General features: G+C 42.4%; 18 protein-coding genes. 16 read left to right on the top strand and 2 right to left on the bottom strand.

What is annotated here, in order from left to right:
* The first annotated feature begins 49 nt into the window (after positions 1 to 49).
* Both PY364_RS11140 and PY364_RS11135 read left to right on the top strand, forming a co-directional pair.
* The gene (locus PY364_RS11140; RefSeq protein ID WP_275522546.1) at positions 50 to 238 is read left to right on the top strand and encodes a hypothetical protein; all 189 of its coding nucleotides are present in this window, start codon (positions 50 to 52) and stop codon (positions 236 to 238) included.
* A 9-nt stretch (positions 239 to 247) separates the two neighbouring features.
* The gene (locus PY364_RS11135; protein ID WP_275522544.1) at positions 248 to 607 is read left to right on the top strand and encodes a hypothetical protein; all 360 of its coding nucleotides are present in this window, start codon (positions 248 to 250) and stop codon (positions 605 to 607) included.
* 108 nt (positions 608 to 715) lie between these two features.
* Here PY364_RS11135 and mazF read toward each other — a convergent pair whose 3' ends face one another.
* Positions 716 to 1,060, bottom strand: a complete 345-nt coding sequence (mazF, locus tag PY364_RS11130; protein WP_275522542.1) for an endoribonuclease MazF — start codon at positions 1,058 to 1,060, stop codon at positions 716 to 718.
* A complete protein-coding gene (locus tag PY364_RS11125) occupies positions 1,057 to 1,299 on the bottom strand; it encodes an AbrB/MazE/SpoVT family DNA-binding domain-containing protein (RefSeq protein WP_275522540.1) in 243 nt (80 codons plus the stop codon). The genes mazF and PY364_RS11125 overlap by 4 nt, the downstream gene beginning before the upstream one ends.
* Positions 1,300 to 1,718: 419 nt before the next feature.
* Between PY364_RS11125 and PY364_RS11120 the strand changes: the two genes are divergently transcribed.
* From PY364_RS11120 to PY364_RS11055, 14 genes are all read left to right on the top strand, one after another.
* The gene (locus PY364_RS11120; protein ID WP_275522528.1) at positions 1,719 to 1,937 is read left to right on the top strand and encodes a hypothetical protein; all 219 of its coding nucleotides are present in this window, start codon (positions 1,719 to 1,721) and stop codon (positions 1,935 to 1,937) included.
* Positions 1,934 to 2,137, top strand: coding sequence for a PIN domain-containing protein (locus tag PY364_RS11115; protein WP_275522538.1), 204 nt, complete (start codon positions 1,934 to 1,936; stop codon positions 2,135 to 2,137). Before PY364_RS11120 ends, PY364_RS11115 begins: the two co-directional genes overlap by 4 nt.
* Positions 2,138 to 2,256: 119 nt before the next feature.
* Positions 2,257 to 2,715, top strand: a complete 459-nt coding sequence (locus PY364_RS11110) for a hypothetical protein (RefSeq protein WP_275522536.1) — start codon at positions 2,257 to 2,259, stop codon at positions 2,713 to 2,715.
* A 144-nt stretch (positions 2,716 to 2,859) separates the two neighbouring features.
* On the top strand, positions 2,860 to 3,159 hold the full coding sequence (locus PY364_RS11105) for a hypothetical protein (RefSeq protein ID WP_275522533.1): 300 nt from the start codon (positions 2,860 to 2,862) through the stop codon (positions 3,157 to 3,159).
* Between the two features lie 10 nt (positions 3,160 to 3,169).
* Complete coding sequence (locus PY364_RS11100) at positions 3,170 to 3,676, top strand: hypothetical protein (protein ID WP_275522532.1); 507 nt, start codon at positions 3,170 to 3,172, stop codon at positions 3,674 to 3,676.
* Positions 3,677 to 3,856: 180 nt separating this feature from the next.
* A complete protein-coding gene (locus PY364_RS11095) occupies positions 3,857 to 4,216 on the top strand; it encodes a hypothetical protein (protein WP_275522531.1) in 360 nt (119 codons plus the stop codon).
* The gene (locus PY364_RS11090; RefSeq protein ID WP_275522530.1) at positions 4,179 to 4,457 is read left to right on the top strand and encodes a hypothetical protein; all 279 of its coding nucleotides are present in this window, start codon (positions 4,179 to 4,181) and stop codon (positions 4,455 to 4,457) included. Before PY364_RS11095 ends, PY364_RS11090 begins: the two co-directional genes overlap by 38 nt.
* Before the next feature lie 112 nt (positions 4,458 to 4,569).
* Positions 4,570 to 4,788 carry a hypothetical protein gene (locus PY364_RS11085; protein WP_275522528.1) on the top strand — a complete coding sequence of 73 codons (219 nt, stop codon included), beginning with the start codon at positions 4,570 to 4,572 and terminating at the stop codon, positions 4,786 to 4,788.
* Positions 4,785 to 5,174: a type II toxin-antitoxin system VapC family toxin gene (locus PY364_RS11080; protein ID WP_275522527.1), complete on the top strand. Its 390-nt coding sequence runs from the start codon at positions 4,785 to 4,787 to the stop codon at positions 5,172 to 5,174. The genes PY364_RS11085 and PY364_RS11080 overlap by 4 nt, the downstream gene beginning before the upstream one ends.
* A 135-nt stretch (positions 5,175 to 5,309) precedes the next feature.
* Positions 5,310 to 5,474, top strand: coding sequence for a hypothetical protein (locus tag PY364_RS11075; RefSeq protein WP_275522526.1), 165 nt, complete (start codon positions 5,310 to 5,312; stop codon positions 5,472 to 5,474).
* Positions 5,475 to 5,476: 2 nt separating this feature from the next.
* Positions 5,477 to 8,704: a CHAT domain-containing tetratricopeptide repeat protein gene (locus PY364_RS11070; protein WP_275522524.1), complete on the top strand. Its 3,228-nt coding sequence runs from the start codon at positions 5,477 to 5,479 to the stop codon at positions 8,702 to 8,704.
* Positions 8,705 to 8,709: 5 nt separating this feature from the next.
* Entirely contained in the window at positions 8,710 to 9,024 is a 315-nt protein-coding gene (locus tag PY364_RS11065) for a hypothetical protein (RefSeq protein WP_275522522.1), read from the top strand.
* A 5-nt stretch (positions 9,025 to 9,029) separates the two neighbouring features.
* Positions 9,030 to 10,565: a hypothetical protein gene (locus PY364_RS11060; protein WP_275522521.1), complete on the top strand. Its 1,536-nt coding sequence runs from the start codon at positions 9,030 to 9,032 to the stop codon at positions 10,563 to 10,565.
* A gap of 820 nt (positions 10,566 to 11,385) precedes the next feature.
* Positions 11,386 to 13,734: a ribonuclease R family protein gene (locus PY364_RS11055; protein ID WP_275522520.1), complete on the top strand. Its 2,349-nt coding sequence runs from the start codon at positions 11,386 to 11,388 to the stop codon at positions 13,732 to 13,734.
* The last annotated feature ends 82 nt before the right edge of the window (positions 13,735 to 13,816 follow it).

Below are 13,816 nucleotides of genomic sequence, written 5' to 3'. Positions count from 1 at the left end.
CGGTGATTTTACCGCCCAGAGGGCGGCGTTACGTAAAGTGTGAGGGAAAGTGAGCAGTTTTTCAGATGAGGAGATTTATCGAGAGATTGGAACTATCGTCAGCCAATACGATGTTGAAGTTCGAGGACGAGTGTTTGATAATCTGTCAACACAGGGAATGTTTAGGACAGAGTGGGTGAAGGATTTTTCCTGTCCCAGCGATGGGTTTGTTGTGGAAGAGCTAGAAAACTTTGACTAGGAGATTTTTATGAGCGGACTTTTTGAAATTTTGGAGAAAATTAAAGCAAAACCAGGAATGTATATCGGACGAGCTTCTGCGAGCGATCTTTTTATGTTTATAGTCGGTTATAGAACGGCGAGACGCGAGTTGGGAGTTGAACCCACAGAAAAAGAAATGGAATTTTATGGAGATTTTCAACCCTGGTTGCAAAAGCGATATGAAGTATCAACATCAGGTTCATGGGCAAGAATAATTGAGTTTTATACTAACAATGAAGAACGAGCATTTTATCGTTTTTATGAGTTGCTAGATGAGTTTTTGCAGCGAGATAGCTATTCAGAAGTAGAGCAAGTTAAGGAAAAAGTCGGTAATCTAATAACTGGATAGTCAATTGTTAAATTCTGGCCACCCGCGTAGACTCAAAGAAACCGGGTTTTTTCCCAAATCTTTGCACTGTAACGAAGTCTGTCGCAAAAACCCGGTTTCTGGCCACTTTTACAGTAACAATGGCTCAATTTTGATTTGCACTTCCTCAATCACATCTTCGGATACAGACTCAACGAATCGAACACCGGGAACTTTCCAGTCTAAACACTTGATTTGATCGGCAAGAATTACTCCTTGAACTTTCAATCCAGTCGGTAGAGGAACTTCAAAAGGATACCCTTTCTGTTGCTTTGTAGTCGGCATAAATAAAGCTAAGGAGCTTTTCTCATTGTAAGCACGAGGCGACAGCACAAAAGCCGGTCTAAGTCCTTTTTGTTCGTGTCCCTTAGTTGGGTCAAAGTCTAAATAAACGATATCGCCTCGACTCGGAATGTAGGGATTTGATTGCGTCACCAAACTTCATTCCCCACAGAAACTCCACTATCAATCTCATTATGAAGATTCTCTGGAGTAATCGCTTCAACCAACTCCTCTAGGGAATATCGCCGACGATTTATCGGCTCGATTGTTAGCTTACCATCTATCAATATAAACTGTACTTGGGAACCTTCAGCTAAGTTAATCTCTTTAGCTAAATGCTGTGGAATCCGAACAGCAAGACTGTTTCCCCACTTTGCGATCGTCCCAACCATAGCCTAATCCTCCAGCTAATGATATTACTCTGAGGAATTCACCTTTTTTCAGGATGTATATACAGAGTGTCTACAGTATAGCAACTAAGTAAAAAGTTGACAAGTTACTAGATTTTGTTATCTCTTAGTCCGCGCCGGCGGACTTGGTTTGTGTAGCTGCGGTTTCAACCGCCAAATCATCTAAAATGTGGTTTTTAGAGGATGAATATGAGCGTTTGAGTAGTCGGATTTTACAAGAAGTATGTTAGAATATTTGTGAGGTTTGTTAAGCACGCCCGATCTGTCAGAACGGGCAAATCGGAAAAAAGCGATCAAAACTTATTTGGAGAAAAGGCATCCTCAATATCATCCGCGAGCGTTGACCGTCTGATAATTTGGATCTACAATGAAAGCAACCGAGTTAGGGATTAGGAAATACTATGAACGCACATCGTATTGAAACAACCTTTGCAGAGAATGGCAAAATCACTTTAGATAATTTACCTTTTGTGAGGGGCGATGCAGTGGAAATAATTATTCTTGAATCTCCTCGCCGCCGTCACCCTGACTCAAATCCTTATCCCCTAGAGGGTAAAGTCTGCCGATATGATGACCCAACTGAACCTGTGGCATTAGAAGACTGGGAATGCTTAAAATGATTATTCTTGATACTCATATTTGGGTGTGGTGGGTTGATAACAATGCACGACTGACTCCAAAATATCGTCAATGGATACAAGAATATCAGCAGCAGGGCTTGGGAGTTAGCATTGTTTCTTGTTGGGAAGTAGCGAAATTGATAGAGAAAAATCGTTTGATTTTTTCTGTGTCAGTTGACGATTGGTTGTCGGCAGCTTAATCTTTTCACTGTAACGAAGTCTGTCGCAAAAACCCGGTTTCTGGCCACCCACCCATCAAAATCAATAGCCGTTGTTTTTTCGTTGGGTTTACGTTAGGATATAGTAAAGAGGTGAAACTATGCAGATTACAAATAAAAAATTTAGGTTGCGAAGCGGTGCAAATTGGACATCGTTTGAGAAGTTTCGTTTGCAGGGCGCAGAAGCACTCAGTTCGATCGCCAATGGTGTCATTGCTACTCTCCAGACAAAAACAGGACAGTACCGCATTATTGAGGAACGTGACTTTCAAGCAATGTATGGACTAGCGCGTGATGTCGATCGGCTAAGGGGAGGATTGCGTGTCGTCATCTTGGCTGTGCGCGCGGCACAAAAACACCCAGATCCAGAGAATCTTAATCTACTTGCTGAAGCAGTTGCTATGCTGGGAGATATGCCTGAGCTTCCTACCCGCAATAGCTTCGATGGATTAGTTCCAGAGAATTTCGACTTGGATGAGGATGATGAAGTGATGCTTGATCCTGATGAAATTGAGCGTCCTTTGCAATCTGAGAGTGCGATCGACAACAGGATAGATTGATCGTGATGGCTGTAGCAAATAATGAGCCTAAAAATCTGGAAACTCTATTTTTTTATGTTACAGTCAATAATTAAAAGGAGAGAGTTCTGTCAACCAACAGCGAGTATTACATACCAGAATTCTCTCTGGCACAACAAACAATACATGGAGAGGATATCCCCTTACCCGATCCACTCGCAGAAGGACGACCCCATACAACACTTGGAAGAAGATATGGAAGTGATAATGTTTGTTACCGCCAGTCAGCAACCTTTCCCTCATCAACTTGGCCGAAAGCTAATGGCTATGATGTACCTTGGGGTAGAGTGGATTGGACGGATCACGATCGCCCCTCGGATCATCCCAACCCCCATATCCACGAATTCCGCTATAATTGGGAACAGAAAAGATGGGAATGTGGATTACAAAAATTTTGGTGGTATTGCAGAGATGTTGATTAACTAAAGGAGAAATTATGGATGCTTGTTTTGAAATATTACTTTCGACAAGACAGACTCTTGATTATTTAGAATGTCATCAGGAATCTTTTACTTGGGGTGATGTAGAATATCCCCAAGGTGAAAAATATTACCTGTGGGGCAAATATATAAAATTAGTAGAGCGAGAAATTCCTTCGCATATTATTAAGCGCTTACCGTCCGCTTATGGAAGTATGCAATGGCTGAATTTTTCGGTGCAAGGGAAAGGATTAGATTTGTTAGAATCTGAAGTGAATGGTTCAGTTACAGATTGGGAAGGCAAAAGTTTTGATAAGTTTCTCAAGCTAATTTTGACTGAGCAACCTCAATGGGTGGTAATATTTGAATGGCACTGCGATCGCATAGATAGTCTATACCAACAGAATGTTAGTGAGTGCATTTCTCAGATTAAAAACAACTTGCAATGGGACAATAATAGAGAGGGATTTATTGTAATATCTTTCCCAGAAAATGGTGTGGGTTCATCTGCGATTGCTGGCTAACTTTCGGAACAAGATCAGTTTGTTTTTGTTCCCACGCATCATCGGTAATCTCAAGAAGACTCCCTTGATATCCCAGTCCGCGCAGGCGTACTTCGTTTGTTTAGCTGCGGTTTCAACCGCCAAATCATCAAATTTATGATAAGATAAATATCGGTGTTATTGGCTACCCTCTCGCCATCTATGAGTGGAATTGACCGTGAAATTACTCTGGAAACCAGAATCAGTCTCATTGCCAAACACCTCCCCGGAACCCAAAAAGCCGAAAGCGAAATTGAAAGCGAAGGAATCGTCCATCTCTTTAATGATAGAGAAACAATGGAAAGAGTAGCGGCAGAAATTAAGCTAAGAGGGGAACGTACAGGAGAGGACGATATTGAGGACAATTATGAACGCTATGGATTGTACTTTTCTGAACCAATTGGTTATATACTAAAAGCAGACGGTAGTCGGATACCACTAAATTACGGTGAAATAAAGATTAAAAAAAATACAGGTAAATATCATGTCATACCCCGCACAAAACCCCGCACAAGCTACTAAAATTAATCAAGAATCACAAGAAGAGACTGAGTGGGAGTTTGCAGAAATCTGGGCGGATACTCTGATATCTCCTCCTTATATCCTGATGTTAGTTAAGGAGAAGTCAGGGAAATTTTGCATCCATAACCCGGCACAAAATTATAAAATTATTTTTACCAGTGACAATTATGATGATGCTAAAATGTGGCTGCTAGAGGATGAATATGAGCGTTTGAATAGTCGCATTTTACAAGAAGTATGAAACCCAACAAAAGCTGGCGCTTTAGCGCGAGAACGTAATTATCCGCGAGCGTTGACCGTCTGATAATTTGGATCTACAATGAAAGCAACCGAGTTAGGGATTAGGAAATACTATGAACGCACATCGTATTGAAACAACCTTTGCAGAGAATGGCAAAATCACTTTAGATAATTTACCTTTTGTGAGGGGCGATGCAGTGGAAATAATTATTCTTGAATCTCCTCGCCGCCGTCACCCTGACTCAAATCCTTATCCCCTAGAGGGTAAAGTCTGCCGATATGATGACCCAACTGAACCTGTGGCATTAGAAGACTGGGAATGCTTAAAATGATTATTCTTGATACTCATATTTGGGTGTGGTGGGTTGATAACAATGCACGACTGACTCCAAAATATCGTCAATGGATACAAGAATATCAGCAGCAGGGCTTGGGAGTTAGCATTGTTTCTTGTTGGGAAGTAGCGAAATTGATAGAGAAAAATCGTTTGATTTTTTCTGTGGCAGTTGACGATTGGTTGTCGGCAGCTTTAGCTTACCATGGTGTGCAACTTATAAATTTAACATTGCCAATTATTATTGATTCAACACAATTAAGTGGGTTTCATAACGACCCCTTCGACCAAGTAATTGTATCAACAGCGAGAATTCTGGGATGTCCCTTGCTGACGGCTGATGCCAAGATTCTTAGTTATCCTGATGTGCTAACGCTTAAATAATTGGTTCTCCCGCCGAACCATCGAGGGGATAACTCACATCCCCCTCGGTGAGTCAGATTAAATCATTTGAAAATTCAGGGAAGTTGCCTGTGTTGGGGCTATAATCAAGCATTATAAATTTGAAGGTGATTCCCAATGGATGATAGTCGCACTCAAGCTTACTTAACTCTCATTCGTATGCTGTTGGCTTATCCCACCCAGGTAAATGAAATTTTGAACGCCTATCAAGAACTAATTGATTTTGGATTGCTACATACGATGAGACAAGTAATAGACTGGTTTGCTACCCAAAGGAGGTAAAAGTGAAGTTTTTTAATTGGTTGCAAAATTTAGTAAAAAAGACACCTTCTGAGAAAGAAAATGTAGCAAATTTAACTCCAGAACAGTATCAAATATATCAAGAAGTCATATGTAAGTATTTTTTATGGCAAGTCTTTCAAACAATCGAAGATTGTCAAGGTAACTCGCAAATAGTTCACTCTCTCCTAGCAAAAAATATAGACAAGTTAAATAGTAACTATTTTAATGATATCTTTCAAGTATTGGTAATGGAAATACTAACAGAGATAAAGGAAAAACACCGTCAGGTAACTACAGCATCAGTTTTAGCGAATTTCAGTTATCATATTCAGCGTTTTCAGCTAGGAAATTCAGCCATAAACATAGAAATTGCTATTAAAGGCTATTACATCGCATTAATTTTTCTTACCCGTGAATCATATCCCCAAGATTGGGCAAGAATTCAGCAACATTTAGCGACTGCCTATTCTAAAAGAATTGAGGAATTAGAATCTAGCAATGTCGAACAGACAATTTGCTGTTACCAATCTGCCTTAGAAGTTTTTACCCATGATCAATTTCCCGAAGAGTGGGCAAGCACTCAAAATAATCTAGGTTGTGCGTACCTTAGAAGAATAAAAGGGGAGAGAGTAGATAATATTGAACTGGCAATCAAATGTTGGGAAGCTACATTACCAATCCGCACTCGTGAGGTAATGCCCCAACAATGGGCGACTACTCAGAATAATCTGGCAAGTGCTTACTATCAAAGATTTCTGGGGCAGAGAGAGGATAACATTGAACAGACAATTAAATATTACGAAGCTGCATTACCAGCTTGCGAGGCGTATCCAGAAGATTGGGCAATGACTCAGCACAATCTTGGCATCGCTTATTCTGAAAGAATTCAGGGAGAGAGTGAAAAAAATCTAGCACAAGCTATCAAATGCTATGAAGCTGCCTTTCAAGTCCGCACTTGTAAAGCATTTCCTCAACAATGGGCAAATACATTCAGTGAAATGGGAACAACTTATCAACAACTCGGAGAGATAGAAACAGCGATAGATTGTTACCAAAAGGCATTACAAGTCCTCACCCGTGAATCCTATCCTCAACAATGGGCAAACACTTACACTAACCTAGCAACTGCCTACAAAAATCAAAGTTGTGGTTCAAAAATAGAGAATATCGAACAAGCAATAAACTACTACCTAGATACATTACAAGTCTATACCCGTAAAGCATATCCCGAAGATTGGGCAAGAACTTATATGCTTTTGGGATTTGCATACGCTGAAGTATTGCAGATTAAACTACAGACTATGGAAAATATTCAGATAATCGATATCGAGCGGATACTAAACGTAGAGATTAAGTCTTTCCTAGCAGCCTTAGAAATATATACTCCTCAGTCCTTCCCCATACAATGTCTAAAATTACAGCGTATCTTGGGTGATGTTGCCTTTGCTTCCGAAAAATGGACAACAGCTATGTACAGTTACTCTAATGCAATAGCAGCAGTCGAACAAAGTAGGGAATGGGCAACCAACGAAGCAGCCCGTCAAGAAATCCAATTGAACGCTATAGATGTCTATATCAAAATGGTGCAAGCCTGCATCAATGACGGACAAATCGAAAAAGCCCTCGAAACCGTCGAACGCAGCAAATCCCGCAACTTAGTCGAACTACTAGCAAATTCGGAACTTGAACCCAAAAACGCTGATGATTCACTCAAACAGGAATTACTCAACCTAAGACGTAACATCTCATCAATACAGCTATCACTAGCCCAAAGAGATAATAACAGCACTTTTAATCGCGACAGTTTCCAGGGATTTCGTAGCAGCGAAACATCCAGCTACAACCGCGAGTATATCGCCCAACAGCGCGAAGAACTGCAAGAATATCAACGCCAACTCGATGAAGTTTTCGCCCAGTGTCAGCAACTAGATCCCGCCTTCACCCTCACTCAAAAAGTCAACCATATTACCGTTGCCGAAATCCGCGATTTGATTGACTCCCACACCGCTATTTTAGAGTGGTATATTGGCACTGACAGTTTCCAAATATTCATCGTCACCCAGTCAAGTTTGGAAGTTGTGCAGTTTGACAAAGCCGAATTAGAAAAGCTAGAAGCGTGGAATCAGCAGTATCTCGAAGCCTTATTTAACAACACCAAAACCTGGCGAAAAAATCTTTCCGAGTGGCTGAATAGTCTTTCCCAAATATTGCGCCTCGATGAAATTCTCAATCATCCCGCCCTAGCCAATTGTGACTCCCTGATTTTAGTTCCCCACCGCTATTTGCATCTATTTCCCCTTCATGCTTTATCTGTTAGCCAACAAACTTGGAAGCGATTTAACCAAGAAACTCCGCATCTCCAACCCCCCGCCAACCCTTGTCTACTTGATTGCTTCAAAAAAGGCGTGCGATACGCCCCCAGTTGTCAACTGCTGCAACGGGTACAACAGCGAGAACGCCCACCCGCCGATACCCGCACCCTTTTCGCCATCCAAAACCCTACCGAAGACCTTGCCTATACTGATATAGAAGTAGAAGTCATCAAACGCGACTTTACACCCGCCGACATTTTAAGCAAACAACAAGCCACCAAAACCGCCCTCCTTGATAACCTAGAAACCATCGCCCAAGCGCACTACGTCCACTTTTCCTGTCACGGTTCCTTTGATTTCCAGACACCTCTAATTTCATCCCTAATCTTAGCAGGAGCGATGGAATCAACAGACTCACCCACCCTCACCGGGCAAAAATCTCTCCGATTGCGTTCCGGGGGACAAGCCAACCCCGCCAAATGCCTAACTCTGCAAGACATCTTTGCTACACTAAACTTACCTAAATGTCGCCTCGTCACCCTCTCCGCTTGCGAAACGGGGTTGACAGACACAACCAAGCAGAGTGATGACTGTATTGGCTTGGCTACAGGCTTTTTGTATGCTGGTAGCCAGGGGGTTCTCTCTAGTTTGTGGTCAGTCGATGAATTAGCGACGGCATTTTTAATGATTAAATTCTACGAAAATCTGGCAACCGCTGATATGGCAGTAGCCCTCAATACTGCCCAACTTTGGCTGCGAGATGTTACCAAATCTGAATTGCTAGAATGGATAGGTGAATTAAAATTAGATTCAAAGTTACCCCAAAGTTTCGAGGATTTGTGTAAAAAATCCAAACCTGACAAAAAAATATTTAAAAGCCAGTTTTACTGGGCTGCATTTTGCGCTATAGGAAACTAAAAATTATGACTACAGATTCTCTCTTATTAGCTTTCCCAAATTTTGTGGAAAGCGAACCCATTGAAATAGAGATTTTAAGGGAATTGGATCGAGCCTTAGAATCCGTCAGCAGCGAACCTTGGCAAAATACAGAGGAAACTCTGAATGAATGGTTATCCAACCACGAAGATATCACAGATCGGCTTAGAGAGTTTGCACCAAATAACAAAGAAATTACCAAAGTTAAAGCTCAACAACCCAAAACAGGAGTCGCTAACGTCTTTGAAGAATTAAGCGAAGCAGTGAAACAAAAACTCAAAGAGATTGAAAAGGGGAAATAACTTTTATGTCTCCTCCCAAAATCTATGCGCCAAACGTTCATTTGTTTGCCTATCAGTTGCGAAAAGAATCGGAACCTCAGAAAGATAATCTCAAAGAACTATTTGAGAAAGGCGAAAATATCTTAAACCAGTTCGGGATTAATCAAATAATTGATATCCAAGACAAACCCGGATATCGAGTTGATCTTTCGGCTCAACAAACCGAAGACGATGCCTCCATTTTCTTTGAAAAATGGTCGGATTCCCCCATTACGGGTATTGCTTATCCCGTCCGAATTCACGACACTTTTGCCTTAGCATTAAATGTCCGCCGTCCCGAAAAAAACGAACAGGGAATTAAAACTGATGACGTAGACATAGACTTTTTCAAACGCTTGCATCCTAGCGACTGCTGGATGCCAAACCAAGTTAACGCTTCTCTAGGTCAAACATTATTGTTAACTCTTTGGTACACTCCAGAGAAAACTTGGCAATTTTGGAACTCAAGAGAAGACCAAAAAAAGCTGCAATCTTTGGCGGATAAATGCTTGCGAGCTTTTATTCCTGACAAGTTAGACACTCCTCCATTTTACCGATCGGGTCAATTATTTGGTAGTCCCATTTTTGAGTATGGTATTCCCGATGGGTTAGAAAGTTATTGTCACATTTTAGTTTGGATATTCGTCACTCCTGAAACCGACACAAAATTACAAGAAGAATACCCGAATTTAGTTGATATTTTTTGCTACAGAGCTAAAGTTATCCAAGCATATAAATTAAGTCGATCTGTCTATAAAGTCCTCTCCCATGAATATAAAGAAATAAAAAAAGAAATAGCTATTGTTGAAAGTTTGCCAGACGATAAAACCTTAGATGCGACTAATTTAGAAGCATTAAAAAAGGCACTTAAGCGCATTCCTAGCCTTAATTTTAGTTACGTTGAGTTAATCAGAGACTTGGATAACTACCGCCTCCCTCTTAAAATCAATCTTCAAAATTATAAAAGAGAGATAAAGCTGATACAAAAAAAATACCCTCAAGAAGATTTAAGCTTTTTGGAGAATTTCTCAGCCGAAAATGCTCATATTTTTGAAGAGCAAATTCAAGCAGACTTGGACTATTTTGCCAATGGATCGGATTTACTAGAAAAAGCCTTAGATGCTATCCGAGGACGGGTAGAAATCGAACAAGCAGAACGCGATCGCAACCTCCAAAAAACCATCCAATCCGTAGGCTTTGGCATAGGTGCAGCAGGCGTAGTCGCAGCTAGCGCTCCTTATTGGATAAAGCAAGAACCAGAGATAATACCTATTAACAAACCTTTTCTCTCTTCCTCTCTCAATACTTTCACATTTATTATCCTTCTCAGTCTGTCTGCGGGATTACTTACATGGGGTATCGCTTCTGGGTGGATGAACGGTAAAAGCTCGATCGCGGGCGGAAAACAGCGGTTGCAACGCTTAATTAGTAGAGGGAAAATCCTACACACTTCCCAAAGTCAACCAATTAATACCATTTCCCAACAACCGGAAGATGCGCGATCGCAACCTCCCACTCCTTAATTAATCAAGGTACATCAACTTTTAACCTTAGCGCTAGCGCGATCGCATACCCTTAACCCAGACAAGACTTACGTAACGCCGCCATCCTGGCGGTTAAGTCACCGCCAGGATGGCGGCGTTACGTAATCCGAGGGAAAGCGATCGCGTGCGATCGCCCAATTGCTGAAACTGCTGTTCAAAAAATTACCAGCCGCCTTCCCATCCCCCGATACTCACAGAGGCGTTGTAAATTTAATAAACTAAGTTGCTACAGTAAACATACAATAAAATTAAAGGTTAATCATCCGCGCGACCTTCACCCCACTCAACTCCCACCCCACACCCCGCGTTTTAAGCTAATAGGCATCGAGCGTCATTTCTACAAAGCTCGGAAATGGCATAGCAATTAGGTAAAAGTAGTAAAGGTAGAGGCTTTGCGTACCTGCACTTACTCCGTTCAGAAATTGCTCCGAGCCCGAAGGAAGATGGGAAAGATGGGGAAGATGGGAAGATGGGGGAGATAGGGAAGATAGGGGAGATGATGGAGATATGGAACTTTTAAGAGATTGCTACAGTCAAGCTTCGTTCCTCGCAACGCTTCGCTGTGCATGAGTTTCGAGTTTGAAGAGTATAACTCCTCCCCCATTCCCCATCCCCCCTATCCTCCCCATCTCTCCCCTTCCCATTTCTCCATCCTCCCCTACCTCCTGTGTATGAGCCTAAGCGTCAAGTTAACAGTTAACAGTTAACAGTTAACAGTTAACAGTACAAGGGAACTGAAGCTGGCAGAGGATTGCGCGGTCGAAATCGCCAAATTCAGACAAAAAGGATTAAGCGCTACATGGAATTTTCTATCGCTGCACTGCTGGCCAATTTCACAGATGATAAATTAGTTGCCCCGAAAGCTCTGGAGAAAAAACTCGACTGTAACGACATCACGAGTCAAGCAAAACTTCAGATCGCTTTAGATGCCTTAGAGAAAATTGGCATTTTAGTCAAAGACAAAGGCCGATATCGTCGATTGGTGGAAGAAGACGTAGTAGAAGCAAAACTTCGCTGTTCCAGCAAAGGATTTTGTTTTGCCATTCAGGATACCGAAGGTTCAGAGGATGTTTACGTCCGAGAAAGCCACCTCTCAACTGCTTGGAATGGCGATCGCGTCTTAGTAAAAATCATCAAAGAAGGCAGTCGTCGGCGCTCCCCAGAAGGAGAAGTACAGTTAATCTTAGAACGCGCCAACCCTTCGGTATTAGCGCGAGTCAAGCAAACCAGCAGCCCCACCGGACGCATCGGTTACAGAGCAGTTCCCTTAGACGATCGCCTACTATTTGAACTCGAACTCCTATCTAATGGCGTTAACCTCCAAGAAGCGATCGATCATCTGGTTCACGTAGAAGTCCTGCGCTACCCGCTAGGTAGCCATAGACCATTGGGCAAAGTCGTTCAGGTACTTGGCTCTGACGCTGAAGCCGCCGACGATCTCGATATAGTTTGCTGCAAACACGACCTACCTCGCTCTTTCCCCGCCGTCGTGTTTAGAGCAGTTGAAACCTTACCTACTAAGCTGAAAAAGACCGAACTTAAAAAACGCTTAGATTTTCGCGGCTTGTTAACAGTTGGCTTTGCCATTTCTGAGTTCTCAATTTTGAGCTTTGACTCAGAAGCTGAAACTCAAAATTCAGAGCCGCCAACTACTCCCTCTACCGTTGAAAACTGTATTGAACACGCTTTTACTCTCGAAGCTAGTAAGTCCGGCCAGTGGCGGGTAGGAGTTCATATCGCTGATGCAACTGAGTACGTGCGTCCCGACTCACCAATCGATCGCGAAGCTCGCAAGCGCGGTAACTCAGTACATTTAGCTAAAATGGTTGTGCCGATGTTACCAACGGGAATATCAAGCGATCGCTGTTCTCTGCTACCCGATCGAGAACGCCTAGCTATTAGCGTACTACTTACCCTTGATGGATCGGGAGAGCTAGTAGAGTACGAAATTCAACCTAGTGTTATTCAAGTTGACTCCCGCCTCACCTATAGGGAAGCTCAAACAATTCTCGACTCCGCACCCGATGAATCAATTCATCCTGAATGTTTCATCTTGCAACCTTTCCTCAACGAACTTGCAGCCGCCAGCCAGGCCGCGAAGTCTCAGCATAGAAACCGAGGAGCCTTTGAATTGAACCTGCCGGATACTAATTGCCACTATGACGATGAGGGAGAACTAGGAGCTTTTACGGTGAATAATAGCACCCCCATTCAGTCAGCAGCCGCTCAGTTAGTTGTATTGGCAAACCAAGCTATTGCTACCCATTTACAAGCTTTGGGAGTACCCGGAATTTATCGCGTCCAGCCAATACCTGACCCCGCAGATGTTCTGGAATTGGTCAAGCTTTCGAGCAATTTGGGGTGCGATTTGTATATGGAAAACGAAGAGGAAGTACACCCCTTGGACTTCCAGCGATTTACTGACCAATTTGCGCGATCGAAGGCCGAGAGAGTGCTCTCATATTTATTGGAAGATACTTTGAAGCCTGCGGTTTACAGCACTGCACCCAAACCTCATTTTGGTTTAGCGCTGACTGAAGGTTATGCTCATTGCGCCTCGCCACTATCCCGCTATGCGGATTTGTTAAATTTGCGCGTGTTACAGGCTGTGTTTGAACAAGGACGCGATCGCCGTACTACTCGCGCTAAGGAAAGAGTAAATTTGAATCACTCCTCTTGCGCTGGTCAAATTAATTGGAATGTTTTACCTCCCGAAGTTCATCACGAATTTGAAGCTCAATTTGCCTCGGTGGTAGTACATTTGAGCGAACGCGAAAGAGTTGCTCAAGATGCAGAAAATGATTTAGAGGGACTCAATAAAACTGGATTGATGAAGGAACGCACTGGTCAAACTTTCCAAGGTTTGATTACTGGCGTACAATCTTACGGTTTCTTTGTCGAAATCGAGATTATAGTAGATGAGGAAACTCTACGAGTAGAGGGACTGGTTCATGTTTCTTCGCTGAAGGATGATTGGTATGAGTATCGATCGCGCCAGCAGACTCTCGTAGGCCGCAAAAATCGCAATCAATACCGTCTAGGCGATCGCGTAGAAGTACAAGTCAAGAGTGTCGATTATTATCGCCAGCAAATTGACTTAGTAGCTGTTGGTGGCGGTAGTGAGGCTTTTTATGACAGCGATGATTAAGGAATTGCTAATTGCTAATTGCTAATTGCTAATTGCTAATTGCTAATTGCTAATTGCTAATTGCTAATTAGTCACTTTGTCA

It is taken from the genome of Kamptonema sp. UHCC 0994 (assembly GCF_029167235.1).
GTDB lineage: Bacteria > Cyanobacteriota > Cyanobacteriia > Cyanobacteriales > Microcoleaceae > Kamptonema.
Note: the sequence above shows the minus strand (reverse complement) of the source record. Positions and strands in the feature narration are given on the sequence as shown.

Excerpts from the sequence above, each read along its gene's own strand:
- PY364_RS11105 (WP_275522533.1), top strand. The coding sequence starts at position 2,860 with ATGGAGAGGATATCCCCTTACCCGATCCACTCGCAGAAGGACGACCCC.
- PY364_RS11110 (WP_275522536.1), top strand. The coding sequence starts at position 2,257 with ATGCAGATTACAAATAAAAAATTTAGGTTGCGAAGCGGTGCAAATTGG.
- PY364_RS11055 (WP_275522520.1), top strand. The coding sequence starts at position 11,386 with ATGGAATTTTCTATCGCTGCACTGCTGGCCAATTTCACAGATGATAAA.
- PY364_RS11090 (WP_275522530.1), top strand. The coding sequence starts at position 4,179 with ATGTCATACCCCGCACAAAACCCCGCACAAGCTACTAAAATTAATCAA.
- PY364_RS11135 (WP_275522544.1), top strand. The coding sequence starts at position 248 with ATGAGCGGACTTTTTGAAATTTTGGAGAAAATTAAAGCAAAACCAGGA.
- PY364_RS11095 (WP_275522531.1), top strand. The coding sequence starts at position 3,857 with ATGAGTGGAATTGACCGTGAAATTACTCTGGAAACCAGAATCAGTCTC.
- PY364_RS11115 (WP_275522538.1), top strand. The coding sequence starts at position 1,934 with ATGATTATTCTTGATACTCATATTTGGGTGTGGTGGGTTGATAACAAT.
- PY364_RS11065 (WP_275522522.1), top strand. The coding sequence starts at position 8,710 with ATGACTACAGATTCTCTCTTATTAGCTTTCCCAAATTTTGTGGAAAGC.
- PY364_RS11075 (WP_275522526.1), top strand. The coding sequence starts at position 5,310 with ATGGATGATAGTCGCACTCAAGCTTACTTAACTCTCATTCGTATGCTG.
- PY364_RS11080 (WP_275522527.1), top strand. The coding sequence starts at position 4,785 with ATGATTATTCTTGATACTCATATTTGGGTGTGGTGGGTTGATAACAAT.
- PY364_RS11060 (WP_275522521.1), top strand. The coding sequence starts at position 9,030 with ATGTCTCCTCCCAAAATCTATGCGCCAAACGTTCATTTGTTTGCCTAT.
- PY364_RS11100 (WP_275522532.1), top strand. The coding sequence starts at position 3,170 with ATGGATGCTTGTTTTGAAATATTACTTTCGACAAGACAGACTCTTGAT.
- PY364_RS11125 (WP_275522540.1), bottom strand. The coding sequence starts at position 1,299 with ATGGTTGGGACGATCGCAAAGTGGGGAAACAGTCTTGCTGTTCGGATT.
- PY364_RS11085 (WP_275522528.1), top strand. The coding sequence starts at position 4,570 with ATGAACGCACATCGTATTGAAACAACCTTTGCAGAGAATGGCAAAATC.
- PY364_RS11120 (WP_275522528.1), top strand. The coding sequence starts at position 1,719 with ATGAACGCACATCGTATTGAAACAACCTTTGCAGAGAATGGCAAAATC.